This window comes from Chitinophaga rupis, assembly GCF_900109685.1.
GTDB lineage: Bacteria > Bacteroidota > Bacteroidia > Chitinophagales > Chitinophagaceae > Chitinophaga > Chitinophaga rupis.
In genome coordinates this window covers 470,740-495,768 of the sequence record NZ_FOBB01000003.1, presented here as the reverse complement: position 1 = coordinate 495,768, position 25,029 = coordinate 470,740, and the positions used below count along the sequence as shown (strand labels likewise).

Below are 25,029 nucleotides of genomic sequence, written 5' to 3'. Positions count from 1 at the left end.
TCTGCTTTGCGCTTTTTGCTTTCAGCTTTCGCAAACATCATTCGCCTCAATCAGCTTTCTGCTTTGCGTTTTTTGCTTTCAGCTTTTCGCAAACATCATTCGCTCTAATCAGCTTTCTGCTTTATGCTTTGCGCTTTCAGCTCCTCTACTGATTCTCATTCTGAGGTATTGGAAACGCGCTCCACACATCATCACCGGCCCGGTCTAATGGTAAGGTGTTCAGGCGGTTATACCGGCGTACATCTATCCAGCGGTGGCCTTCATAAAAAAGCGAATACCGGCGCTGCCGTAACATTTCATCTATCAGGGCAGCCTGTGTAATGGCGCCTGTATACGGGGCTACATTATGCCCTGTGCGAATGCGGTTCAGCGCTACTATGGCATCCGGGAATGCATTGGTTTGGATCTTGGCTTCTGCATAGATCAGTATTAATTCCTCATTACGGATAATGGGAATAGGCGCGGTGTTGCTGGTATAGATCCATACATCGCGGTTGCTGGTTAACCCGCCCTGGCTGGCAGCGCTGGTGCGGAGTGTAGCCTTTTGTATGCGGTCATCACCCGGGGTAATGTCCAATGCGTAAGAGGGATGTGCCACCCTTACCTCACCGTTTGAGTTTTGCGCAAAGTAGCAGGGGTTCAGCTGCTCGCCGCTGCCGTTACCAAACAAATGATATATACCAGTGGTAAAGCTGCCGTTCAGATCAAAGAAAGATTCATTCAGCGCCGTTAGTGCCTGTGCCCACTGCTGCCGGTACACCGCCACCCTGGCGGCCAGCGCCCGGTTAAATTTCAGCAGGCCCGCTGCATCCTTGAAACCATCAAACCCGCCGGATAAAGGAAAAAGTATTTCCGCACCGGTAAGGCTGGTCTTTCCGTCTTCCAGCATTTGTGCAATAGAATCCAACGCAACGTTTTTCTGTACAATAGGACCGGGATTTTCAAAATCCTGCACACTAATGCGGATGCCGTTGGCATCAGTCATGTTCAGATTCAGTAATAGCTGGTAAGCCATAATGGTTTTGGCAAAACCCAGGTAGCCATTCTTTTGCGGCGCAGTAATAAAGCTGGAGTTGGTGGCCGCCTGCAACAGTATATTTCCCTGCCTTACTACACGGTACCGCGAAGCCCATGGATTGGTAATGTAAAAGGTATTATTATCCAGCGTAGAGGAACCGGCGCCCAACAGCTCCGTATAAAAACGTGGTTCAGAACCGGCAAAGCGGTAGATATCACGCCCTATAATGCCTATTGCATCGTAATAAGTGCCCAGGGTAAAGCGCATACCGGATTCAGCCCCGGTTACCAGGTTATTCAGCTCTTCCTTGGTAGGGTTGCGTGTAATAGCATCTGCCTGCGGCGTGTTTAAATTGGGGATCTCTCCCTTCTGGCAGGCTGCCAGCAATACGGCTGCTGTTATATATTGAATGAAATGCTTTTTCATAATAATCCGTTTAAATGTTATCAGAAATCAATGCCCACATGAAAGCTCATACGTTTGGAAGCAGGGAAGGGCATAACATCCACCCCGCTGGAAACACCGGTACTACCGCGGCTTATGCTGGTGTTAATCGTGTTGCTTCCAAAGTTGGATACTTCCGGATCATAGCTCACATAGTGCGTCCACGTGAACCAGTTGTTGGCAGAAACGCCTACCCGCACATTTCTTAAGAACGGGTTATTCTTAACGGGGAAGTTGTAGTACAAGCCTATTTCACGGATCCTTACGTAGCTGGCATCCTGCACAAAAAGAGCAGCGCTGCCGGCAGCGCCACGTTCAGCGCCGTCTTTTACACCATTTCCATTGGCATCTGCATCCCAGTCAGGGCTGGTGCCGCCGCCATCTGTAAGCAGCCGTGTAAGGTTAATATTATCACCGCCCTTTTTCCAATGCACTAATACGCGCATGCTTAAATTGGTGAACAGCTGCACTTCATTGAAAAAGCTCATCTGGAAATCCGGCTCTGAATTACCTAATGTTACAAATACGTTTTTGGTGTCGTCCTGCGGATCAGGAATGGTACCTTTTATTTGTGTGGCAGGCTGGCCCTGTTCTATATAAAAAGTACCCAGTGAGTTACCGAAGGCGCCCAGCGCAAAGGCAGGAATGCTAAGGCGGGTAACCTGTGAGCGGTTGCGCCACCAGTTAATGTTGGAGGTCCAGCGTACGTTTTTGGTATTAACGGGCAGCAGGCTTAAACCCAGCTCTATACCGCGGTTGCGCAGGTCGCCTGCATTTACCCATTCAGCCACAAAACCGGTGGAGCCGGGAGGCAGGCGGCGTAACAGCAGATCAAATATTTTTTTGTTGTAGTAGGTAGCTTCCAGGTTCACGCGGCCATCCAGTATGCTAATGTCTACACCGGCTTCCAGCTCTGTTTGTTTTTCCGGTTTAATGGAGGTGTTGCCCAGCTGGTTATCCACCAAAGAGCCGGGCAGGCCGCCGGTATTGGAGATCACCATTGCGGTGAATTTACTGCCGTAAGGTGATACGTTGCCGGATTGTCCGTAAGCAGCACGCAGCTTAAAGCTGTTGATGCTCTTTACTTTCCAGAAATCCATTTTAGCCAGGTTCCAGGAAAGGGAGCCTTTGGGATACAGGTAGTATTTCTTAAAATCGCCGTTGTTGGTGGAGCGGTCAAAACGGATACCACCGGTAGCAGTTACCGCATCCAGCAGGGTGATTTCTTCCTGTGCAAAAATGCCGTTATCGCGGTACTTCTGCCGGAATTGCCGCGGGTTGGCAGCACCTGCCTGGTCTACGTTTGTTTGCGTACCTATGAGCTGTGTGGCTGAGATCAGGATGTTATCAAAATTACCTGTTTCCAGTGTAGCCCCTACCGTAGTAGTGAAGCTGGCCTTGGACGATGGCGTAAAATTATTCACCAGGTAACCGGCCAGGTTGGTGTTAATGTTATTGGTATTACCCTGTATGGATGCGCCACCCAGTGTATTTTCCATGAATTGTAAGGAACGTGGGAATACTGCTACTGTTTTCAGGTTGTAGTAATCTACGCCGCCATTGGCTACAAAACGTGTGGTGGACTTATCACTCTGCAGCAGCCGTGCATCCAGCTTTACGCCGGTTACAAAACGGTTGGTGGTTTCGTTATTGATCATCTTATCCCTTGTTTCCAGCGGGTTGGATGCAGCGTAAGGGTTACGCGGATAGTTACCTAAATTATCTTTATGCAGCTCTGCAAAACCGGGGGTGGTAGATAATGCCACGCCAAAGCTTACCCCATTATTATCGTTGTTGGTAAGGCCGCGGTCTGCGCTGGAATTAATATAGTTGGTAGTAAACCCAACGGATATACGATCACTGATACGGTGATCTACATTTAACCGCAGGGAGCTGTTGAGGTAACCGGTACCTTTTACAATACCATCTTCGCTGCGGCGGTTGGCAGCAAAGTAAAAAGTAGTGCGTTCAGAGCCGCCGCTTAAGCTCAGGTTAGTGTTCAGCAGCAGGCCAGTATGGCCGAACAGTTCTTTTTCATAGTCATAGATCTTGCCGGCAGATTGTGCATCCAGGAACCGTTGGCGGTTAGTGTTGCGGGCTGCCTGCACATCGGGGTCAGGGTTGTCTGCTGCACCTGCCAGGTCGGCCGCGGTTTCTGCGGTAAATACGCGCTGGCCTAATAAATGGCGCACCTTTACAAAACCGGTTTCCTGGTTAATGCTGATATTGGTTCTGCCTGTCTTACCGCGCTTGGTAGTGATCAGTATTACACCGGCAGCTGCTTTGGAACCATATAAGGCAGCTGCAGAAGCGCCCTTCAGTATTTCAATGTTTTCAATATCAGCCGGGTTCAGGTCCGCAATACGGCTGGAGGGGTTATCCTGGTTATTGGGATTGCCCGCAGTAGCTGCGCCGGTAACATCATTGAGGCCGGCGGGCACACTGGCATTATTCATAAAAATACCATCTACTACATAAAGCGGTTGTGCATTTCCAAATACAGAAGTAATACCGCGCACTTTTACCGAGATGCCGCCACCCGGTGCGCCGGAGTTGGCAGAGATCAGGGCGCCGGGAATTTTACCGCTTAACGCTGCATCAAAAGTTTGCGCCGGTGCAGTGCCGGAGAGGTCTTTGGCGGAAAGCGTGGCTACCGCATTGGCCAGGTTACTGCGTTTTACAGAAGTGGCCAGGCCGGTTACCACCACTTCATCCAGCCGCGCAAAATCTTCTTCCAGTGTCATGTTAAGGGTGTTACCGGTAACGGTGGCTTTTTGGGTTTTATAGCCGGTAAACGAGAAGGTGACCTGGTTGCTGCCCGCGGGCAACATCAGTGAATAGTGGCCATCCACATCGGTAATGGCGCCCCGGTTGGTGTTGGAAACCCGTACGGTAACCCCGGGTAATGGTTTGCCAAAAGCGGCATCAGTGACCCTCCCCGTAATAGTTGTTTGCTGGGCATACAGCGTACTGATGGTGCATAGGCATAGCAACACCATCCGTGCAGATTTAGATAGAAACATAAGCGTGTGATTTTGGGTGATTGATACTAAATTTTACATGATGAGATTTTTAATATAGGCGTTAGATTTAGATAAAAGATAGAGGTTATTCAAGCTTTCGAATACATGGAACTTATCTTGCTCGCTGGCTTCCTGCTTGCTGACGCTACGACTTTGGTTGTTATATAGCAGATTACGAAAATTCCCCGGGATAAGTGTATTTTTTGTTTAGTTTATTTGCGTTATATTTTTCGCTTTGCATACTTGTAACTTCCGGGTGAGATGCCACGTTCTACAATCAAATCTCACCGATGAAATACCTGCTACTACCTGTATTCTTACTCATTTGTATTACCGCTTGTAAAAAGGATAATAATACGATAACAGATGGCGCCTCTTTACCAAAACAGCTTAATTACCTGACAGGTCATTGGAAATCATATGCTTCTTATTACAGTTTTGGCGGGGAACCGGTATGGAAACCTACCGAAAATATTACTTATTTAACTTTCAATGCCGATGGCGGATATACCAATACCGGCAACAGCACCTACGATCATTTTGAGTTGCGCGCCACGGATGTGGATACGACCCTGCGGATCTATAAAAAAGGACAACAATCGGATACTGCTGTATTCTTCATCAGCATTAATGAAAATACCCTTGTACTGGCCAGCCGTATGTGTATTGAAGGTTGTGGGGATAAATATCTAAGGGAGCATTAGCAACAATTTTGTTATTTTGCCCTATGGATCAGTACCTTCATTTATTACAGCATATACTGGATCATGGGGCAACAAAAACAGACCGCACCGGTACCGGTACACGCAGCTGTTTTGGCTACCAGCTGCGTTTTAACCTGCAGGATGGTTTTCCGCTGGTCACTACCAAGAAATTACACCTGAAATCTATTATTTATGAGTTACTCTGGTTCCTCCGGGGCGATACCAATATTGCCTACCTGAAGGAACACGGTGTAAGTATATGGGACGAGTGGGCAAACGCCAATGGCGACCTGGGACCCATTTACGGCAAGCAATGGCGTAGCTGGGAAACCCGCGATGGTAAAGTGATAGACCAGATCAGCGAAGCCGTAAAACAGGTCAAAAATAATCCGGATTCCCGCCGCATTATTGTAAATGCCTGGAACGTGGGCGACCTGCCGCAAATGGCGTTGAGCCCCTGCCACTGCCTGTTCCAGTTCTATGTGGCTAATGGGAAGCTGAGCTGCCTGTTATACCAGCGTAGTGCAGATGTGTTCTTAGGCGTGCCTTTTAACATTGCTTCCTATGCATTGCTTACCCTGATGATGGCGCAGGTATGTGACCTGGAGCCGGGCGAATTTATTCACAGCTTTGGCGATGTGCATTTGTACAACAATCATATTGAACAGGCTAAGCTGCAATTAAGCCGCACGCCCTACCCGCTGCCGGTAATGAAAATTAACCCGGCCGTGAAGGATATTTTTGCTTTTACTTTTGAAGATTTTGAGCTGCTGAATTACCAGCACCATGCAGGGATAAAAGCGCCGGTAGCGGTGTAATTCAATTACGAATTATTCAATTACGAATTACGAATTACGAATGGATGGGAGCGGCTGATTGTAACTTGATGATTGATTAATTTGTAATTAATAATTTGCAATTGAAACAGGTTTATGAATTATTAATTGCGAATGATAGAAGTTTGTAATAATAATTTGTAGTTATAAATAAACTTACGGGTTACCAATATTCATTGAGCTCTTTACAAGTTGTAGTACTCAATTCGTAATTCGTAATTAAATAATTCGTAATTCAACTCATGGTTTCCATCATTGTTGCAGCATCAGAGAATAACGTTATAGGGCAGCACAACCAGTTACCCTGGCGCCTGCCGGCCGATATGAAATACTTCAAAGAAACTACTATCGGTAAACCCATTATCATGGGCCGTAAAACCTTTGAATCATTAGGCAAGCCTTTACCCAACCGCCCGAATATAGTAATTACCCGCCAGCCGGATTATCCGCGTGAGGGCATCATTGTTACCACCTCCTTACAGGAAGCCCTGATGATCGCAGGCACTTTTGATGGGGAAGAAATGTTTATTACCGGGGGAGAAGAGATCTTTAGACAGGCCATTCCGTTACTGGTGCAGCGCATGTACATTACCCGCATTCATGCTACTGTTACCGGTGATGCGCACTTCCCGGAATTTGATCCCAAAGAATGGAACCTGGTAAGCAGCAGGCTGCACCCGGCAGATGAAAAACATGCGTATGCATTTACGTTTGAAGTGTGGGATAAGAAAACAAAAACGGAGAAAGAAGGTATACAGGGGTAAGGAAGAAGAAGTTTGAGCCTGGATTGTTGGTCTAATCTGAATTGTTACTTCAGCGATCATCCGGGTACTGCAGATCACCATCTATCTGAAGATCACCGTCCCGATCCCTTGTGTTAGCTCCATTTCAAGCTGTTTCAAATGCTGATGCACTTCAACACACTTCATCTGCATATCAAAGGTCTCCGCCTTTTCCATCTCCTGCTGGTTTTCCAGGATCAGCTTTTTGATCTTACGTAGTATCAGGTAGTTGGTGGTGCTGATGGTGTCGCGCAGGTAAGCATTATCCCCGCAAACAGTATCTATTTCAAAACGTTCTTTCCAGTTTATGCTCAGGTCCGCCTCCTTATCTTCCAGTATCAGGGCCGTTTGTTTGGAGATGTCGGCATCCTCATGGTACAGGAACCATTTTTTATCCGGGGTGGAGCCTTCATCGTACCTGGATTTATATTCCCGCAGTATTTTCTTTACGATCTCACTATCTGCCAGCGATTCAAAATCATACGGCAAATGAAATACATAATCGGCAACACTGTTCTTTTCTTCTTCGCTGAAAGGCATATCTCCAAAGCGCAGTAAGATCTTCACCAGCTCTCTTTCCTGTTTTTCATCCGTAGGAAAGATCACATCAAAGTTGCCTTCAGCCGCTTCCATGGCGGCAATGGCCTCATCGCTCAGCTGATCATCTTCCGGAGGGGCATTCTTGGCTAGCTGCTGCTCCCGTTTATGCAGCCGCTCGCGGATGAATTTATTCACCAGCGTTATCATGCCCTGCTCATCAATCTTCAAGAGCTGGCTGCACTGGCGTATGTAGTCTTGCTGGCGCGTGAAATCCTCTACCTTATCAATTTTGGAAATGGTTTCCGCAATTTCATTTACCAGCTGACTTTTACGGTTGCTGTCGTTGCCAATGTCCTGCATGGACGTTTGCAGCTTAAACAGTACAAAATCCTGCTTATTGGTTTCCACGAACTGCCGGAAAGCGGGTGCGCCTATCTTCTGCACATAACTGTCCGGGTCTTCCTTGTCCGGTATCAGCACCAGCTTCACGTTCAGGCCTTCTTCCACGGCCATATCCAGGCCGCGCAGCGCTGCTTTTACACCTGCACTGTCCCCGTCATACAGGATGGTGAGGTTATTGGTATATTTCTTTACCAGCCGTAGCTGGTCCACTGTCAGGGAGGTACCGCTGGAGGCCACCACGTTCTCAATGCCGGCCTGGTGCAGGGAAATTACGTCGGTATAACCCTCTACCAGCAAGCATTCGTTCAGTCGGTCAATGGCATGGCGGGCAAAATAGGTGCCGTACAGCACCTTGCTTTTTACATAGATCTCGTTTTCAGGAGAGTTAATGTATTTGGGCGCCCGGTCGTTCTTAACCAGGATACGCGCGCCAAAACCCAGCACTTTGCCGGATTGGTTGTGAATGGGAAAAATAACGCGGCCTCGGTAGTTATCCGCCGGCTGCTCATTCCGGATGGTAACCAGGCCGGTCTTTTGCAGGTAGTCCAGGTTATAGCCTTTTTCCAGGGCGGTGCGTGCAAACGCGTCACGCTCATTGCTGCAATAGCCCAGCTGGAATTTCTGGATGGTTTCCTTTGTAAAACCCCGTTCCTCAAAATAGCTGAGCCCTATATTCTGCCCTTCCTCTGTTTCCAGCAGGGTTTTGGTAAAATATTCCCGGGCAAAGTTGTTGATGATATACAGGCTGTCGGCCAGGAGCTGCTGCTGCTTTACTTCTGCGCTAACCTCTTTCTCCTCAATTTCTACATTGTATTTCTGGGCCAGCCAGCGCAGGGCCTCCACATAGGAGTACTTCTCATGCTCCATGAGGAAGCTGATGGTATTGCCACTGGCTCCGCAGCCGAAACATTTATAGATCTCCTTGCTGGGTGAAACCGTGAAGGAGGGCGACTTTTCATTATGAAAAGGGCAGAGGCCCAGGTAGTTGGTCCCCCTTTTTTTCAGCTTCACGAAAGAGCCTACGATCTCCACAATATCTATGCGGCTCAGGATCTGTTGTATGGTATGTTGTGCTATCAAGGTCTGGAAGAATGCAAACTGCAAACATAGGTAATTTACACCTTTTGGCGCTAATTATCCCGGAGGGTGGGCATATGGACGGTTTTAGTATATTGTTTTGTACTAATTTTATTAATTTTACATATTAATTTTTATATATTTACATAATTTTTCACCCTATTCCTTAAGCCTAATGAAAAGATTGTTATTACTGATTGCATGCTCATGTTTTGCAATTTCCGGTTTAAAGGCGCAGAATTTCGACTTTAAGATCAAAGCAACTGACACCATTGGTTGCGCGCCTAAGAAGATTACGTTTGATGTGAATTCATCTTCTTCCCTGTCTGTGATTGACTGGCTTTGGGAATTTGGGGATGGCGGTACCGCCTCCGGCCCGCAGCCTACACACACCTTTAACACACCCGGCCACTATGTGGTAAGGTTAACCATGGTACTGCCTTCGGGAGCTACCTCCATGAAAGTGTTCAGCTACCAGGAAATTGATATTCTTCCCATATTGGACCTTGGCGTGCAGCACCCTTTGTGCCGTAACTATTGTCCTATTATCAGCAATACAGCCATGGCGCAGGGCCACCATGACCCAGGATGGTACTTATGGTCTACCGGTGATACTACCAGCACCCTGCGTGCCTGCGCCCCCGGTACCTATTCCGTAACCTATAACGTATGCGGTCAAACGCTGAGCGATACTACTGTGGTAATTGCCCGTGTAAGCGAAACCCTGGCCGACATTTCCTATACCTGGTTATGCAGCCGTCAGGTAGACCTGACCGTAATGCCGGCTTACGAAAATGTACCCTATCGCCTGTGGCTGAACTGGGGGGATAATACTTCCCAAACCCTGGTAGAAAAGAACCGCCATGCGCTCACTTTTGACCATGAGTATGCAGTATCAGGCGATTATACCATAGAAGTGCACATGGAATACCAGAACAGCTGCGCGGATATCGTAACCCGTAAGGTAACGGTGCGCCAGTAATTTAGGTATCATATACATTCACGGAAAGGTGGAGGATGGAACGATGGCCGTTTCATTCTTCACCTTTTTGTTGTATATAAAAGGTAATAGTGGCTGACCTATTAGTTATTTGAGTAATTTTACCGCTTCTTAGGACAATACAATTTCCATTTTCTCACCCTATACCCTTGAGTATGAAGCGATTTTTACTATTGTTTGTTTTTTTATGGGCCCGTATACTGTTGTTTGGACAGGGCATTAACGCGGATTTTAGCTATGACAAAACAATTGGTTGTGGCCCGCTTACAGTATCCTTCCAGGATCTGAGCACCGGCCCTAACCCGATCACGGTATGGCTGTGGAATTTCGGAGATGGCGATACTTCATCGCTTCAGAACCCGGTACATATTTATACAAAGAAAGGCAGCTTCCGGGTGTCCCTCGCCGTTTGGGATAACATGGGTAATAAAGCCATTAAAGACAATTATTATTTCCCCCAGATCGTATCTGTGCAGCCTAGCCTGAACATAGGGAATGAATACCTGTTATGTAATATTTATGCCGGGCCTCCCAGTGTCATGATCACAAATAAAGGAGCAGGCCCTTATGGTGATACTTTTGGTACTTATCGCTGGTCTACAGGTGATACTACTGCCAACATTTGGGTAAGTACACCGGGCACCTATAGTGTAACCTATGAAGCATGCGGCCAAACCCTGCAGGATAATGCGAATGTTTCACTAACTACCGCCAAAACCCAGGTAATGGTTGATCCTGCTGCTACTTATTGGGATTATGGGTTTTATAAAAGAATGCTGAATGTAAATATTCCTTACAGTAGACAGGCAATAGACCGTTTTTTTATTGATTGGAAAGATGGGAAGATCGATACCATTACCAATCCCGATGCTATATTGAATGGAACCAAATTTATTCATCATTACACAAAGCCGGGTAGCTACCAGGCTATTTTTACTACCCGGCTAAAGGAGGATGACCGTGGATATTGTGATACCCTTCAATCTACGTTAGTATATGTCCGTGCATCCGCTGTTACATTGGAACTAGGCAATGATACCACCATTTTTAGAGGAGATACCCTGATATTGGATGCCGGTAACCCGGGCGCTCGATATATCTGGCGGGAAGGAACTACGCAAACCATTAAGGTAACAAAGTCGGGCAAGTACAGTGTAACAGTAATAAAAGACGGAGATTTAGCACAAGACAGTATTTGGGTGAGCGTAATAGAGGGACCTCCTTCTGTAAGAGCCAGGATGGGTATTATGGCGAGAAGCTGTAATACGGTTTATTTTGCTGACAGCTCATTTGTGAGCAATGGGCAAGCTAATCAATGGTATTGGGTTTTTGGAGATGGTACAACAGATACCGTTCAAAATCCTGTACATACTTACCCGGCAAATGAGCCATATACCGTAAAATTGTATGTAAGCGCAAATAATGGCCATACAGATTCAACCATACGCACTTTAGTGCCTATCGAAATACCCCCTGTAAATCTGGGGCCGGATGCTATGCTTGCCAGAGGCGATACCATTACCCTGACACAGTATTCCAGCGGTAAGCCGCAATACCTGTGGTCTACCGGCGATACCACCAAAACTATAAAAGTGGCCACTCCCGGCACCTACTGGCTGCGGATGAGTTATTGTATAGGTTCAGCAGCAGATACCATTAATATACTTGCAGATACCACACCTGTTTATAGCCTTAAAGCCCACATCAACCTTAAACAAGTTAATTGTTCAAATGTACAGTTTATAGATAGCTCCATAGTTACTGGTGCATCTATTGTTAACCGGCTATGGACTTTTGGAGATGGCTATTCAGATGTTAAGCAAAACCCGGTACACGCCTATACGCAGGGAGGCTACTATGATGTGAGACTGGTGGTTACCGATAGCAAAAACCAGCGTGATACGGCCTATACATCCGTTTTTTCTAACATACCATTAGTTGAGCTGGGGCCGGATACCACTGTTAAACATGGACCCGTTACACTGGGCCCGGTGAACGGTATAGACATAAGAGATACTGCTAATAAATACTTATGGTCTACTGGTGAAACTACTAAAACGATTACAGTATCAGCGGGTGGTACCTACTGGTTAAGATTAACCTATGATACCTGTTTTGTAACTGCTTCAGATACCATCCGGGTACAGGCCGCATCTTCATCTACTCAGCCGCAGGCTCATTTTATAACAAATCATTATTGCGGCGTGATATTTTTTGAAGATAAAAGTACCGCACCCGGAGCCGCGCTCACCAAATGGTACTGGGATTTTGGAGATGGTGGAACAGACACGCTACAGCATCCCATACATACTTATAATAATAACGGATCTTTTAATGTACAGCTAATAATTATTAACAACCTGGGTGAAAGCGATACTGCTCATCAGATCATTTTCATTGACAGAATACCCATAGCCAGGTTAGGAGCGGATACTACATTGCATCCGGGTGATAGTATCGTATTAGGCACCGCAAATTCCATGGCGCCAGGTATGCGGTACTCATGGTCTACCGGAGAAATAACGCGTACTATCAATGTGACGCAGATAGGTACTTATTGGGTGGAGATCATGAATCCGGATCAGTGTGACGCACTTGTTTCCAAAGATACCATTGTAGTAACCGCGCAGGATACGGTAATAGCCAATAACCCCACTGCCCAATTCACCGCCGATAAAGAACAATGCACCACCGTACGCTTCACGGATCAAAGCACCACAGCTGCCGGTACAACCATCACCAGCCGTCAATGGAGCTTTGGTGATAATACTACCGACACCGCACAAAACCCGCTGCATACCTATAGCCAGCGTGGTGAATATACAGTTAGCCTGGTGGTAGTGAACAGTACTGGAAAACGGGATACCGCCACCACCAAGCTTTACTTTGCACCATTGCTTGTAGATCTTGGTGCAGATACCACCCTGGCAGCCGCCGGAGACAGCCTGCTGCTGGATGCGCGCAAGCCCAACAACTCCGGCGACGCTTACCTGTGGTCTACCGGCAGCACCCAGCCTGTTATTGTAGTGTATACATCCGGCAGCTACTGGGTAAAAGTTACCACCTGTGGCACTACAGTTACAGATACTATTACAGTAACCATACCGGCTGTGCCGCCGGCCAGTAGCGGACTGCAGGCAGGTTTTGGATTCCTGCAAACAGGCTGCCGCACCTACCGGTTTACAGATACCAGCAAAATAACAACGGGCAGCATCAACCATTGGGCATGGCAGTTCGGTGATAACACTACCGATACGCTGCCCAATCCTGTTCATACATATAGCCAGCCGGGAGACTATATTGTTACCCTGGTAGTGACGGATAACAGCGGTAAGCAGGATACGGCCATCAAGCTTATTGTCAATACTGCAATAGCCGTGAACCTGGGGCAGGATATTGATACCCTGCGCCCCGGCGGTTCCATACGCCTGTCGGCGCCTTATCCGGCAGGAAGCCACTACAGCTTCCATTGGTCTACCGGCGATACCACTGCCGCTATTACCATAACACAACCAGGTACATATGCACTAAGGGTTACAGACCGTTGGTGCGGTACCAGCGCGGCAGACACCATCAATATCAGCTTCGTTAACCCGGTCGGTATAAATGCAGCCATTGGCATACAGGGCCGCAACTGTACCAGCGTGTACTTCCTGGATGAAAGCACGGCACTACAACCCATTGTAAAATGGGAATGGTCTTTTGGCGACGGCACCACTGATACCACGCAAAGCCCTCAGCATTTGTATGCTGCAGATGGGCAATACCTGGTAACGCTGGTAGTGACCGACAGCCAGGGCGCTACGGATACTGCCACCCACTTTGTTGAGCTGATTAATAAACCTAACCTGGAGCTGGGCGCAGACATAATCCTTTACCCGGGTAATACTGTGATGCTGGGCGCCGATTATCCAAACACCACCCGTACATGGTCTACCGGTGAAACCAACCCTGTTATTGCTATTACCACTCCGGGCACTTACAGTGTAACCGTGTACTATTGTAACGGATCTGTGTCGGATACTATTCACGTATATGCCGATAGTATACCGGCCAAGCTGGAAGCTAAATTTTTTGCTGATAAATTACAGTGCACTACGGTGAAATTCACCAACCAAAGTACCACAAATGCAGGGACTTCTATCATCAGCCGCCAATGGAGCTTTGGCGATAACACAACAGATACGGCACAGAGCCCGGTGCATACTTACAGCCAGCGTGGCACTTATACCGTTAGCCTGCTGATAGTGAACAGCGCAGGTGGGCGTGATACTGCATTCACGACCATTTACTTTGCACCAGTGCTTGTAAACCTGGGTGCAGACACCACACTTGCCGCCGGCAGCAGCCTGCTGTTGGATGCACGCAAGCCGAATAACTCCGGCGACACTTACCTATGGTCTACCGGTGCTAACACTCCCACTATTACGGTAACGCAAGCAGGCACTTACTGGGTAAAAGTAACCACTTGTAATAATACGGTGGTGTCAGATACCATCCGCATAACACAGGCTGCTGAACCCGAAAACCCGGCCAGCGTTGGCAATACCACTACGGTTAATGCTAACGACAGCCTTGCTGTAACTGCCAGCTTCGATCATTCCTTTAACAGCAATAACATATTCACCATTCAGCTGCTGCAAGGCGACAATACCGGCGGTAAAAAGGCCGGCGAGCTGGATGGAACGGTAACAAACCTTGCTACTATACCGGGTACTGATCCGCGTATATCCGTAAAGGTTAGCATACCGGATACCATTCCCTGTGGGCAGGATTACAGGGTAAGAATAGTAAGCAGTTTCCCGGCAGATACTACCGACTGGTCATCAAAATTTGCTGTAGTAAATATGCCGGTAGCTACTTTACAGCAACGGGGCGATAGCCTGTTTGCAGGCAAAGCGCTCACCTACCAATGGTACTTTAACGGCGCAGCCTTAACCGGCGCCACTACGGCAGTCATCCGCGCAAAAGCCAACGGGCAGTATTATGTGATTGTAAGCAATGGCGGTACCTGCCGCAGCACCTCCACTACAGTGAATATGGTGATCACCGCAGTACCGGATGTAACGGTAGGTGAGAACGTTGTACGCGCCTTCCCGAACCCCACAGCCGGCCTGGTATATGTACGTTTTGAAAAACCACTGTTAAAACCGGTGGATCTTATTGTACATGATACAAAAGGTAACACCCTGTACCGCAAGCAGGTAAAAGACCAGCTTACGGAAATAGACCTGGGTACCTTGCCTAAGGGCATCTACTACCTGGAAGTAGCCGGTTACGGCAAGCAAAAAGCTATGCGCATTATATTGCAATAAGCACATACACAAAATTTTGAAAGGTGAAAAGCAACCAGCTTTTCACCTTTCTTTTTTATGCAGCCTTCTTACCGCTTCCTACTTTTCCTTTATATTTGAATGTTCAAGCCAAACAATCTTATGTTATGAAAGAAGTATTTATAGTATCCACGGTTCGTACACCCATCGGGGCATTAAGCGGCACACTGGCCGCTGTACCGGCTACCCAGCTGGGCGCCACCGTTATAAAAGCAGCCCTGGAAAGAGCCGGTATTGCCGCCACAGAGGTGAATGAAGTATATATGGGCAATGTGATCAGCGCTAATGTGGGCCAGGCCCCTGCCAACCAGGCCAGTATTTATGCTGGCATTCCTACCAACGTGCCCTGCACTACTGTAAATAAAGTATGCGCCTCCGGCATGAAAGCCATTATGCTGGGCGCGCAAAGCATTATGCTGGGAGATAACGATGTAGTGATAGCCGGCGGCATGGAAAGTATGAGCAACATTCCCTATTACCTGGATAAAGCCCGCACAGGTTATCGCCTGGGCCATGGCGCTGTAATAGACGGTATTCTCCGGGATGGCCTCTGGGATCCCTACAAGGATTTTCATATGGGCAATGCCGCTGAGATCTGCGCATCAGCATACAAGATCACCCGTGAAGACCAGGACGCCTACGCTGCCAGCAGCTACAAACGCGCCGCCGCAGCATATGAAAAAGGATATTTCAAAAATGAGATCATCCCCGTGGAAGTGCCCGGCAAACAGGTAGTAACTGTTACGGAAGATGAAGACTACAAAAAGGTGAATTTTGAAAAGATACCCACACTGAAACCCACTTTCCAGAAAGACGGAACGGTAACAGCGGCCAATGCCTCCAACATCAATGACGGTGCAGCTGCAGTGGTACTGGTAAGCGGCGAAAAGCTGAAAGCGCTGGGATTAAAGCCCCTGGCTAAGATCATCAGCTTTGCAGATGCTTCCCAGGCTCCCGAATGGTTCACCACTACGCCGGTAAAGGCCATTAACAGGGCACTTGCCAAAGCGCAGCTTAAAATATCTGATATGGATTATGCAGAGATCAACGAAGCGTTTTCCTGCGTGGCCATTGCCAACCAGAAAGACCTTGGGTTAGACCCCGAGAAGCTGAATGTATGGGGCGGAGCCGTATCCCTGGGCCATCCTATTGGTTGCAGCGGCGCCCGGATTGTGGTAACGCTCAATTCCATCCTGCACCAGCACGGCGGCCGTTATGGCGTAGCCGGGATCTGTAACGGCGGAGGCGGCGCCAGTGCTATTATTATTGAGAAAGTATAAGCACGGCTACACGGAATGTACATAAATAAAAATGCAGCGAACCTCTTCGCTGCATTTTTTATATCGATCATCATTAAGATCATATCAATATTCTATCAGGCTCATTTCCAATCCCACTCCCAATCATCCCAACATGCATCATTGTCCTGCTTCGTCCTTCTTACCTCACATTTCCATCAATCCATCTCCTGCATCCCAACTCATACCTCATCCCTGCATCCCAATTCCGCATCCTGCTTCCTTTACTGCAGTGCGATCGTCGTATCAAACCGCATTTTACTCCTGTCAAATGCCAGTATGCTGATCTTCACACTGTCCCCGTTCTTTTGCGCCGTTTGCAGCGCCTGCAGGGAATAGTTCTTGGATACCACATCCGGAGTGGTTTTTTCAAAGAACCAGTATTTATCTGCTACCATGTTGTAGTTAGGGTAGCGGGATAAAATGCCCATATCGCGGGTTTCCAGCGTATAATCATCGTCAATAGGGTAGCGGCGCACATTACCATCAAACAGCAGGGCCACGCCCGCCATAATGGTTAAAATGCGCAAAGGCGGCAGCAGCAGTCCAAACAGCAGCACAAAGGGAAAGCCAAAGAAGCAGGCCAGGTACAGCCATTTGCCACTGGCATCCTGGGGCGTTAACCCATACAGGATCACGCCGGAGCCGGCATACAGCGAAAGGAACACACGCTCAGTAAAAGCGCCTTTAAAGCCATAGCCATTCAGCATCATTAACACGCAAAGCGCGGAAAAGAACAGCAAAACCAGGTGCACATACCATAAAAGGCGCACGGCATCCGGCGATTTTACCTTCTTTATTCTGCAGGAAATGGCCGTTAAAAAACTCAGGGATAGGATGGTAACGGTGATCATAGGACAGGTAATACGTTACAATATATTAATAATTTTATATATTTTATTAATATTTAAATAAATAAGCCTTCCTGAAATCCTTTGCATTTTCGCCAACAAACGATAATTTTGCCCCTGCCTTTTTAGGAAAGGACTTTAAATCTTTCAAATCATTATACCAATAGCATGCGTCAGATAGCTTTCAGACAAGCCTTAAGAGAAGCCCTCCAGGAAGAAATGCGCCGGGACGAGCGCGTATTCCTGATGGGAGAGGAAGTAGCCGAATACAATGGTGCCTATAAAGTGAGCCAGGGAATGCTGGATGAATTTGGGGCCAAAAGGGTAATTGATACCCCGATTGCAGAATTAGGCTTTGCTGCCATTGGCGTTGGCGCTGCACAGAACGGCCTTCGTCCTGTAGTGGAATTTATGACCTGGAACTTTGCCGTACTGGCCCTGGACCAGATCCTGAACACCGCTTCCAAAATGCTGGCCATGAGTGGCGGACAGGTAGGCTGCCCCATTGTTTTCCGCGGACCTAACGGTTCTGCCGGTCAGCTGGGCGCCCAGCACTCCACTGCTTTTGAAAGCTATTATGCCAACATCCCCGGTTTAAAAGTAGTATCCGTTTCCAACCCATATGATGCCAAAGGTTTGCTGAAAGCGGCTATCCGCGATGATGATCCGGTGGTTTTCATGGAAAGTGAGGTAATGTATGGCGAGCTGGGCGACGTACCCGAAGAAGAATACATTATTCCCATTGGTAAGGCCGATGTTAAACGTGCCGGTAAGGACGTAACCATCGTTTCTTTCAACAAAATGATGAAAGTAGCCCTGGGCGCCGCAGAAGAGCTGGCTAAAGAAGGTATTGAGGCCGAAGTGATCGACCTGCGTACCATCCGCCCGCTGGACTGGTTCACCATCCTGGAATCTGTAAAGAAAACCAACCGCCTGGTGATCGTGGAAGAGCAATGGCCTTTCTCCAGCATTTCTTCTGAAATTACCTACCGTATTCAGAAAGAGGGCTTTGATTACCTGGATGCTCCCATCCGCCGTATCACTGCTCCGGATGCGCCTATGCACTACGCACCCAACCTGGTAAAGCTGTATATGCCCGATATTGAGCGTACCGTGAAGCTGGTAAAGGAAGTGATGTACATGAAGAAATAGCATAAAGCTTGAAGCCCAAAACATACTAAAAGCAAAAAGCCGGTTGTATAACACAATCGGCTTTTTGTTTTTATGCTTTCAGCTTTCTGCTTCTCATCCAAAGAGATCACTTGATAAATACCGGTCTCCCCGGTCGCAAATAATACAAACGATCACACCCCGCTCTAATTCTTTAGATAAGCGTACGGCTGCAGATACTGCGCCGCCGCTGCTCATGCCGCAGAAAATGGCTTCTTCCTTTGCCAGGCGCCGCGTCATTTGCCGGGCTTCGTCCTCGGATATATCCATGGTGCGGTCTACCCGCTCTTTATCAAATATTTTCGGCAGATAAGCCTCCGGCCACTTGCGGATGCCCGGTATACGGGAGCCTTCAGTAGGCTGGCAGCCTATGATCTGCACCTGCGGATTCTGCTCCTTCAGGTAGCGGGATACGCCCATAATAGTGCCGGTAGTGCCCATAGCGCTCACAAAATGTGTAACCTCACCCTGCGTATCGCGCCATATTTCCGGGCCGGTAGTGCGGTAGTGCATACCGTAATTATCCGGGTTGGCAAACTGGTTCAGCATATGATAACCGCCTTTGGCCACCTGCGCATGCGCATAGTCAATGGAGCCTTCCATGGAATCCTCTTTGCGGGTTAAGGTCACTTTTGCGCCAAAAGCTTCCATGATCAGCACCCGCTCGCGGGTGGCATCTTCCGGCATTACCACCTCCATTTCAACGCCAAACAGGGCGGCGATCATAGCCAGTGCAATACCGGTATTACCGCTGGTAGCCTCTATCAGCTTCATGCCGGGTTTTAGCTCGCCCCGGTCCAGCGCGCCTTTGATCATGCCATAGGCCGCCCGGTCTTTTACGCTGCCGCCGGGGTTATTACCTTCCAGCTTGGCATAAATAGTAACATTAGGGTTTGCCGTTAGTTTTTTCAGTGCAACAATAGGTGTATTACCTACCTGGTCAAGAATTGAATGCATGAGCTCTTATAATTACGAATGGGTCGATGATGAATGACGACCCGCATGGTTTTAATAAATTAATTCATACAAATCACACCGCTTCCACCACATTCATGCTGCCATCTGCCTTGTAATAAATACGGGAAAAAGGCGCAACACTTTTGATCAGCCACACATTACCGCCAATTACGCTGTGGTGGCCAATAGTGGTATCTCCACCTAAAATGGTGGCGCCGGCATAGATCACTACATGTTCCTCAATGGTGGGATGGCGCTTGCTTTTAGCCATGCTTTTATCAATGCTCAAAGCACCCAGGGTAACGCCCTGGTACAGCTTTACATGCGCCCCTATTACAGAGGTTTCCCCGATCACAATGCCGGTGCCGTGGTCTATGCAAAAGTAGGGCGCTATAATAGCTGCCGGGTGAATATCGATACCGGTGCGGGCATGCGCCAGCTCCGTGATCATGCGTGGCAGTAAGGGTATGTTCAGCTGCTGCAGCGCATGCGCAATACGGTAAAAGGCAATGGCATAAAAACCGGGATAAGCCCTTATTACTTCGTATAAACAGGTAGCTGCCGGGTCGCCCTGGTAAATAGCGGTGGCGTCTTTGGTAAGATCATCGTAAATAGATGGTACCTGGGCCATGAAATGCTGGCTCAGTTGTGCTGCCGTATCAGGTAGCTGGGGCTGCATGGTATGCAATAGCTGCTGCAGCTGCTGCTCCAGCTTTAGTGCATAGGGGGCCAGGTCCGCCGCTGCCATCACTTTACCCGTATGTTCGGGAAATAGCCAGTTTACCAGGTCGTTGGCAAAATCGCTGACCGCTGTAGTACAAGGGTAAGGATTGGCCGCCGCCCACTGGTGCCTGCGCTTTAACTCCTCCAATAATTTTTCCATATGCGGCTTAGAATTACAGGATATAATGTTTAGGTAGTTTAAAAATACATATAATGGCTGTAAAGTTAGTCGCAGGTTTGTTTTTTTTCCTGCTGCCGGTAAGCATGTAATGTGCAGACGTGCAAATATCCGGATGTACAGATAAGTGCAGGGAATGTATATCTGATAAGTTAACGTTTATAATCACTTACATCTCATACCGCTGCATGCGCCAAAGTACACATCTGCCCATCTGCATATTTGCACATTTTCTCATCTGCCCATTGATTTCATTATCTTTGCTCCCTCACAAAACACCAATATGGCGAACATCCTGATTATTGATGACGAAAAAAGCATCCGTAAAACATTGTCTGAGATCCTGACCTACGAAGGATATAAGCTCGATGAAGCGGCAGATGGGGCAGAAGGTTTTAAGATGTTCAGGGAAAAGCAGTATGATGCTGTGTTGTGCGACATCAAAATGCCCAAGATGGATGGCCTGGAATTCCTGGAAAAAGCCAAGGAAGCCAATCCTGATATTCCCATCATAATGGTATCCGGCCACGGTAATATTGATACGGCCGTAGAAGCAGTTAAAAAAGGCGCGTTTGACTATATTCCCAAACCACCGGATCTGAACCGACTGCTTATCACGCTGCGCAACGCCATGGATAAAACCACACTGGTGGCGGAAACCAAGCGTCTGCGCCGTAAGGTGAACAAAACCCAGGAAATGATCGGCGGTTCTGCGCCTATCCTGAAAATAAAAGAGACTATCGAAAAAGTGGCTCCCACCGATGCCCGTGTGCTGGTAACCGGCGAGAACGGGGTAGGCAAGGAGCTGGTAGCCCGCTGGATCCATGAGCGCAGCAGCCGCGCCACCGGGCCTATGATAGAAGTGAACTGCGCCGCCATTCCCAGTGAACTGATTGAGAGCGAGCTGTTTGGCCATGAAAAAGGTTCCTTCACCTCTGCGGTAAAACAACGCATCGGCAAGTTTGAACAGGCCAACGGCGGCACCCTGTTCCTGGACGAAATAGGCGATATGAGCCTGAGCGCCCAGGCCAAAGTGCTGCGGGCCCTCCAGGAAGGGAAGATCACCCGCGTAGGGGGCGACAAGGAAATTAGCGTGGATGTACGCGTAATAGCCGCCACCAATAAAGATCTGCTGAAAGAGGTGGAGGACAAGAACTTCCGCCTGGATCTGTATCACCGCCTGAGCGTGATCCTGATCCATGTACCATCCCTGAATGAACGCCGGGATGATGTACCCCTGCTGGTAGATCATTTCCTGGACAACGTTTGCCAGGAATACGGCATTGTAAAAAAGGTGATTGATGCACCGGCCCTCAAGGCCCTGCAGCAGCACGACTGGTCAGGCAATATCCGCGAGCTGCGCAACGTGGTAGAAAGGCTGGTCATCCTCTCCGGCAAAACCATCACCGCAGATAATGTGGAGGATTATGTAGTACCTTCCCGCGAGAAAAAGAAAGCCAATATATAGTTGGCAGTCCTCAGTTGGCAGTCGCTCACATACTGCTAACTGCCCACTGCCAACTGCCAACTGTCATATGAAGAAGCAGTTATACCTGATCAGCGGCATGGGGGCAGATGAGCGGATGTTCCGTTACCTGCAGTTTCCACCGGAGTACGATGTGCACTACCTGCCCTGGTTAAAGCCACAGCCCAATGAGCCCTTTACGGATTACGCAGCCCGCATGGCGGCCGGCATTACCACAGAAGGCCCGGTAAGCTTGCTGGGGCTTTCCTTCGGTGGCATGATAAGCCTGGAAATAGCCCGTCAGCGCCCGGTTGAAAAGGTTATCCTGATCAGTACCATCAAAAACACCCGGGAGCGCCCCGCCTATTTTAACCTGGTAAGGAGGTTCAGATTATACCGCCTGAACAGCCGGTGGATGTTCAGACAGCGCACTTTTGTAGTACAATTTTACATGACGGCCAAAACACCGGAGGAAGCTGCCCTGTTGAAAGATTACCTGCGTAACAGCGATTTTGACTTTATGTACTGGGCCATCCGCACCGTTATTCACTGGGAAAATGAGGAGCTGCATTCCGCTGTAGTGCATATCCATGGCAGTAAGGACCATACTTTCCCTCTAAAGTATGTGAAGCCGGATTATACCATAAACGGAGGGGGGCATTTCATGATCATGAACCAGGCGGATGAGATTAACCGTATATTGAGCCGGGAACTTTAAGAAAACTTTTGCAAGGAAAATTAGCTGACTGACAACAGAATATTATATTTGTTCTTTTAAGATATTTAAATACACACAAATTCAACTGAATGAACCTGGCATTTTGGAGGCGCAATGACGGCCAGCCTAAGAAAAGAAAGTCTGCAGTGCGTGAATGGCTGGATGCAGCCATCTTCGCTATCATAGCAGCCACGCTGATCCGCACTTTTATTTTCGAGGCCTATACGATCCCTACCCCCTCTATGGAAAAAACATTGCTGGTGAACGATTTCCTGTTCGTTAGCAAGATCAGTTACGGTCCGCGCATTCCCAATACCCCGCTGGCAGTTCCTTTTACCCATCACACCTTACCCGGCACCAAATACAGCAAAGCTTATTCAGAAGCCGTGCACTGGCCTTACAAACGCCTGCCCGGTTTTACCCGTGTAAAACGGAATGATGTAGTGGTGTTCAACTTCCCCGAAGGCGATACCGTGGCCCTGGAACAGCAGGACCAAAGCTACTACGGGCTGGTACGAAGCCTGGGCCGCGATGCAGTATGGGAATCCTACCATGTTACCTCCCGCCCGGTTGATAAACGGGAAAACTATATTAAACGCTGCGTAGCCGAATCAGGCGACACACTGAGCATAAAAGATGGTGTAGTGTTCGTGAACGGCCACCAGGCGCCCATTCCGCAGGAAAGTGAAAGAAGATATACTGTGCAAACCAATGGCGATCCCCTGAACCCGGACCGCCTGGATGAGCTGGACATTACGCCCAACCCGGATGCCACTTTATCCGCCGGCATCTTTCTGTACAACCTTACCCCGGGTAATGTAACCGCGTTAAAGAACTTCCCGGTAGTAAAAAGCATTAAGCCGTACTTCAGCGGAGAGCAATCCGTATTTCCATATGATACCGCCCATTATCATTGGACAGAGGAGAACTTTGGCCCCCTGTACATTCCTAAAAAGGGCGCCACTGTTAAGCTGGACAGCACTAACATTGCCATTTACGACCGCGTGATCCGTGTGTACGAAGGCAATACGCTGGAAGCTAAGAACGGGCAGTTTTACATTAACAACAAACCTGCTGACTCCTACACCTTTAAAATGAACTATTACTGGATGATGGGAGATAACCGTAACAACTCCCTGGATTCCCGCTACTGGGGCTTTGTGCCGGAAGATCATGTGGTAGGTAAGGCCTGGCTTATCTGGATGAGCTATGGCCATGGCAGCATCCGCTGGAGCCGTTTATTCAGAACGATCAAATAATAAATAAGCAATTTTTGCACGGTCCTGCATCCTTAAGGGTGCAGGACTTTTTTATTATTATCGATACCTTCGCAGCACCCTATTAATTATTAATCATTAATTATTCATTCAATGAAACAGCTGCAATCATTTGAATACCAGCTTTACGACGACATTTCGCAGCTGGAAGAAAAAGATGCCGCCCTGCTGCAGGCCGCCCGTACGGTTACTGCGGAGGCTTATGCGCCGTACTCTAATTTTCGTGTAGGCGCCGTTATACGCCTGGCCAACGGACAGCAGGTAAGCGGTACCAACCAGGAAAATGCCTCTTTCCCCGCCGGCATTTGCGCGGAAAGAACAGCCCTTTCCGCCGCCACGGTATTGTATCCCAATATACCCATAGATACCATTGCCATTAGCTACCATAACTTAAACGGCAGCAGCGGGCATCCCATTTCCCCCTGCGGTATTTGCCGGCAGTCGCTGGCAGAGTATGAGCAGCGTTTGCAGCAACCTATCCGCCTGATCCTGAGCGGCCAAAGCGGCCAGGTATATGTGATAGCAGCTGCCGGTCAGCTTTTGCCTTTATCCTTTTCTGCAAAGGATATGGAGTGATTTCATATAAGAAAATAACGTATATTTGCGTTAGGGACAATAGACCATGTTTTCTCTATGATGCGTATCCTATGTCTGCTGGTAATAGCAGTTTTCACAGTACAATTAGCCATTGCATACCCAAAGGACAAAGCCAGGGCTTTGTATAAAGAGGGATTGGTATTAAAAAGATCAGGTAAGCTGGATGCTGCCCTGAAGTTCTTTCATGCCGCCATTATCCAGGATAAGAATTATACACCCGCTTACCTGGAGCTGGGCCAGATCTACGCCCTGATGGAGAATTACCGCCAGAGCACTTATTATTATCAGCAAATTTCAAAGCTGGATAGTACCGGCAATGTAACCAGCCCGGAAGACCTGCAGGTACTGCACGACCTGGGCCATGTATATTACTATGAAGGCAATTACAAAGCCGCTGTAGTATTATGGAACCGTATGCTGGTCCTGCAGCCGCAGAACTACTTTGCTATGTTCATGCTGGGAAAATCGTATATCGGTTCCGGTGAGCTGCAGAAAGGGGAGGAGCTTTGTGATAGGGCCGTCAACAATTAATAATGAAGAATGAATAATTAATAATCGTATAGCAGGTTTACGCTTGTTATAACTATAACGTACTAATAAAAATGTCCTGCACCCTTAAGATGCAGGACATTTCTT

Annotated in this window: 18 protein-coding genes; 12 read left to right on the top strand and 6 right to left on the bottom strand. The window is 48.1% G+C overall.

Annotation, left to right across the window (positions count from 1 at the left end; translation table 11 throughout):
- Positions 1-145: 145 nt before the first annotated feature.
- Together BMZ54_RS15145 and BMZ54_RS15140 are read right to left on the bottom strand one after the other, a co-directional pair.
- Positions 146-1,444, bottom strand: coding sequence for a RagB/SusD family nutrient uptake outer membrane protein (locus BMZ54_RS15145; RefSeq protein WP_089913132.1), 1,299 nt, complete (start codon positions 1,442-1,444; stop codon positions 146-148).
- 20 nt (positions 1,445-1,464) lie between these two features.
- Positions 1,465-4,485, bottom strand: coding sequence for a SusC/RagA family TonB-linked outer membrane protein (locus BMZ54_RS15140; RefSeq protein ID WP_089913129.1), 3,021 nt, complete (start codon positions 4,483-4,485; stop codon positions 1,465-1,467).
- A gap of 290 nt (positions 4,486-4,775) precedes the next feature.
- Between BMZ54_RS15140 and BMZ54_RS15135 the strand changes: the two genes are divergently transcribed.
- The 3 genes from BMZ54_RS15135 (at position 4,776) to BMZ54_RS15125 (ending at position 6,789) form a co-directional block, all read left to right on the top strand.
- Complete coding sequence (locus BMZ54_RS15135) at positions 4,776-5,189, top strand: hypothetical protein (protein WP_089913125.1); 414 nt, start codon at positions 4,776-4,778, stop codon at positions 5,187-5,189.
- Positions 5,190-5,212: 23 nt separating this feature from the next.
- Positions 5,213-6,007: a thymidylate synthase gene (locus tag BMZ54_RS15130; RefSeq protein WP_089913122.1), complete on the top strand. Its 795-nt coding sequence runs from the start codon at positions 5,213-5,215 to the stop codon at positions 6,005-6,007.
- A 260-nt stretch (positions 6,008-6,267) separates the two neighbouring features.
- The gene (locus tag BMZ54_RS15125) at positions 6,268-6,789 is read left to right on the top strand and encodes a dihydrofolate reductase (RefSeq protein ID WP_089913119.1); all 522 of its coding nucleotides are present in this window, start codon (positions 6,268-6,270) and stop codon (positions 6,787-6,789) included.
- An 81-nt stretch (positions 6,790-6,870) separates the two neighbouring features.
- Here BMZ54_RS15125 and dnaG read toward each other — a convergent pair whose 3' ends face one another.
- On the bottom strand, positions 6,871-8,853 hold the full coding sequence (gene dnaG / locus BMZ54_RS15120) for a DNA primase (protein ID WP_238386588.1): 1,983 nt from the start codon (positions 8,851-8,853) through the stop codon (positions 6,871-6,873).
- Positions 8,854-9,001: 148 nt separating this feature from the next.
- Between dnaG and BMZ54_RS15115 the strand changes: the two genes are divergently transcribed.
- From BMZ54_RS15115 to BMZ54_RS15105, 3 genes are all read left to right on the top strand, one after another.
- Positions 9,002-9,808 (top strand): PKD domain-containing protein, encoded by an 807-nt coding sequence (locus BMZ54_RS15115; protein WP_089913116.1) that lies wholly within the window; start codon positions 9,002-9,004, stop codon positions 9,806-9,808.
- A gap of 173 nt (positions 9,809-9,981) precedes the next feature.
- Entirely contained in the window at positions 9,982-15,141 is a 5,160-nt protein-coding gene (locus BMZ54_RS15110; protein ID WP_089913113.1) for a PKD domain-containing protein, read from the top strand.
- 125 nt (positions 15,142-15,266) lie between these two features.
- Positions 15,267-16,439 (top strand): acetyl-CoA C-acyltransferase, encoded by a 1,173-nt coding sequence (locus tag BMZ54_RS15105; protein ID WP_089914191.1) that lies wholly within the window; start codon positions 15,267-15,269, stop codon positions 16,437-16,439.
- A 242-nt stretch (positions 16,440-16,681) separates the two neighbouring features.
- Here the strand turns inward: BMZ54_RS15105 and BMZ54_RS15100 are convergent, their stop codons facing one another.
- Positions 16,682-17,311: a hypothetical protein gene (locus tag BMZ54_RS15100; RefSeq protein WP_089913110.1), complete on the bottom strand. Its 630-nt coding sequence runs from the start codon at positions 17,309-17,311 to the stop codon at positions 16,682-16,684.
- Positions 17,312-17,476: 165 nt separating this feature from the next.
- Here BMZ54_RS15100 and BMZ54_RS15095 point away from each other — a divergent pair, with 165 nt between their 5' ends.
- Positions 17,477-18,460 (top strand): pyruvate dehydrogenase complex E1 component subunit beta, encoded by a 984-nt coding sequence (locus BMZ54_RS15095; protein WP_089913107.1) that lies wholly within the window; start codon positions 17,477-17,479, stop codon positions 18,458-18,460.
- 93 nt (positions 18,461-18,553) lie between these two features.
- Here BMZ54_RS15095 and cysM read toward each other — a convergent pair whose 3' ends face one another.
- Complete coding sequence (gene cysM / locus BMZ54_RS15090; protein WP_089913104.1) at positions 18,554-19,435, bottom strand: cysteine synthase CysM; 882 nt, start codon at positions 19,433-19,435, stop codon at positions 18,554-18,556.
- A gap of 73 nt (positions 19,436-19,508) precedes the next feature.
- Entirely contained in the window at positions 19,509-20,318 is an 810-nt protein-coding gene (locus tag BMZ54_RS15085; protein WP_089913101.1) for a serine O-acetyltransferase, read from the bottom strand.
- Positions 20,319-20,619: 301 nt separating this feature from the next.
- On the opposite strand from BMZ54_RS15085, the gene BMZ54_RS15080 reads away from it, so the two are divergent.
- The 5 genes from BMZ54_RS15080 (at position 20,620) to BMZ54_RS15060 (ending at position 24,924) form a co-directional block, all read left to right on the top strand.
- Entirely contained in the window at positions 20,620-21,804 is a 1,185-nt protein-coding gene (locus BMZ54_RS15080) for a sigma-54-dependent transcriptional regulator (protein WP_089913098.1), read from the top strand.
- A gap of 67 nt (positions 21,805-21,871) precedes the next feature.
- A complete protein-coding gene (locus tag BMZ54_RS15075) occupies positions 21,872-22,519 on the top strand; it encodes an alpha/beta fold hydrolase (protein WP_089913096.1) in 648 nt (215 codons plus the stop codon).
- Between the two features lie 89 nt (positions 22,520-22,608).
- On the top strand, positions 22,609-23,778 hold the full coding sequence (lepB, locus tag BMZ54_RS15070) for a signal peptidase I (protein ID WP_089913093.1): 1,170 nt from the start codon (positions 22,609-22,611) through the stop codon (positions 23,776-23,778).
- Between the two features lie 111 nt (positions 23,779-23,889).
- The gene (locus BMZ54_RS15065; protein WP_089913089.1) at positions 23,890-24,372 is read left to right on the top strand and encodes a cytidine deaminase; all 483 of its coding nucleotides are present in this window, start codon (positions 23,890-23,892) and stop codon (positions 24,370-24,372) included.
- Positions 24,373-24,429: 57 nt separating this feature from the next.
- Positions 24,430-24,924: a tetratricopeptide repeat protein gene (locus BMZ54_RS15060; protein ID WP_089913086.1), complete on the top strand. Its 495-nt coding sequence runs from the start codon at positions 24,430-24,432 to the stop codon at positions 24,922-24,924.
- The last annotated feature ends 105 nt before the right edge of the window (positions 24,925-25,029 follow it).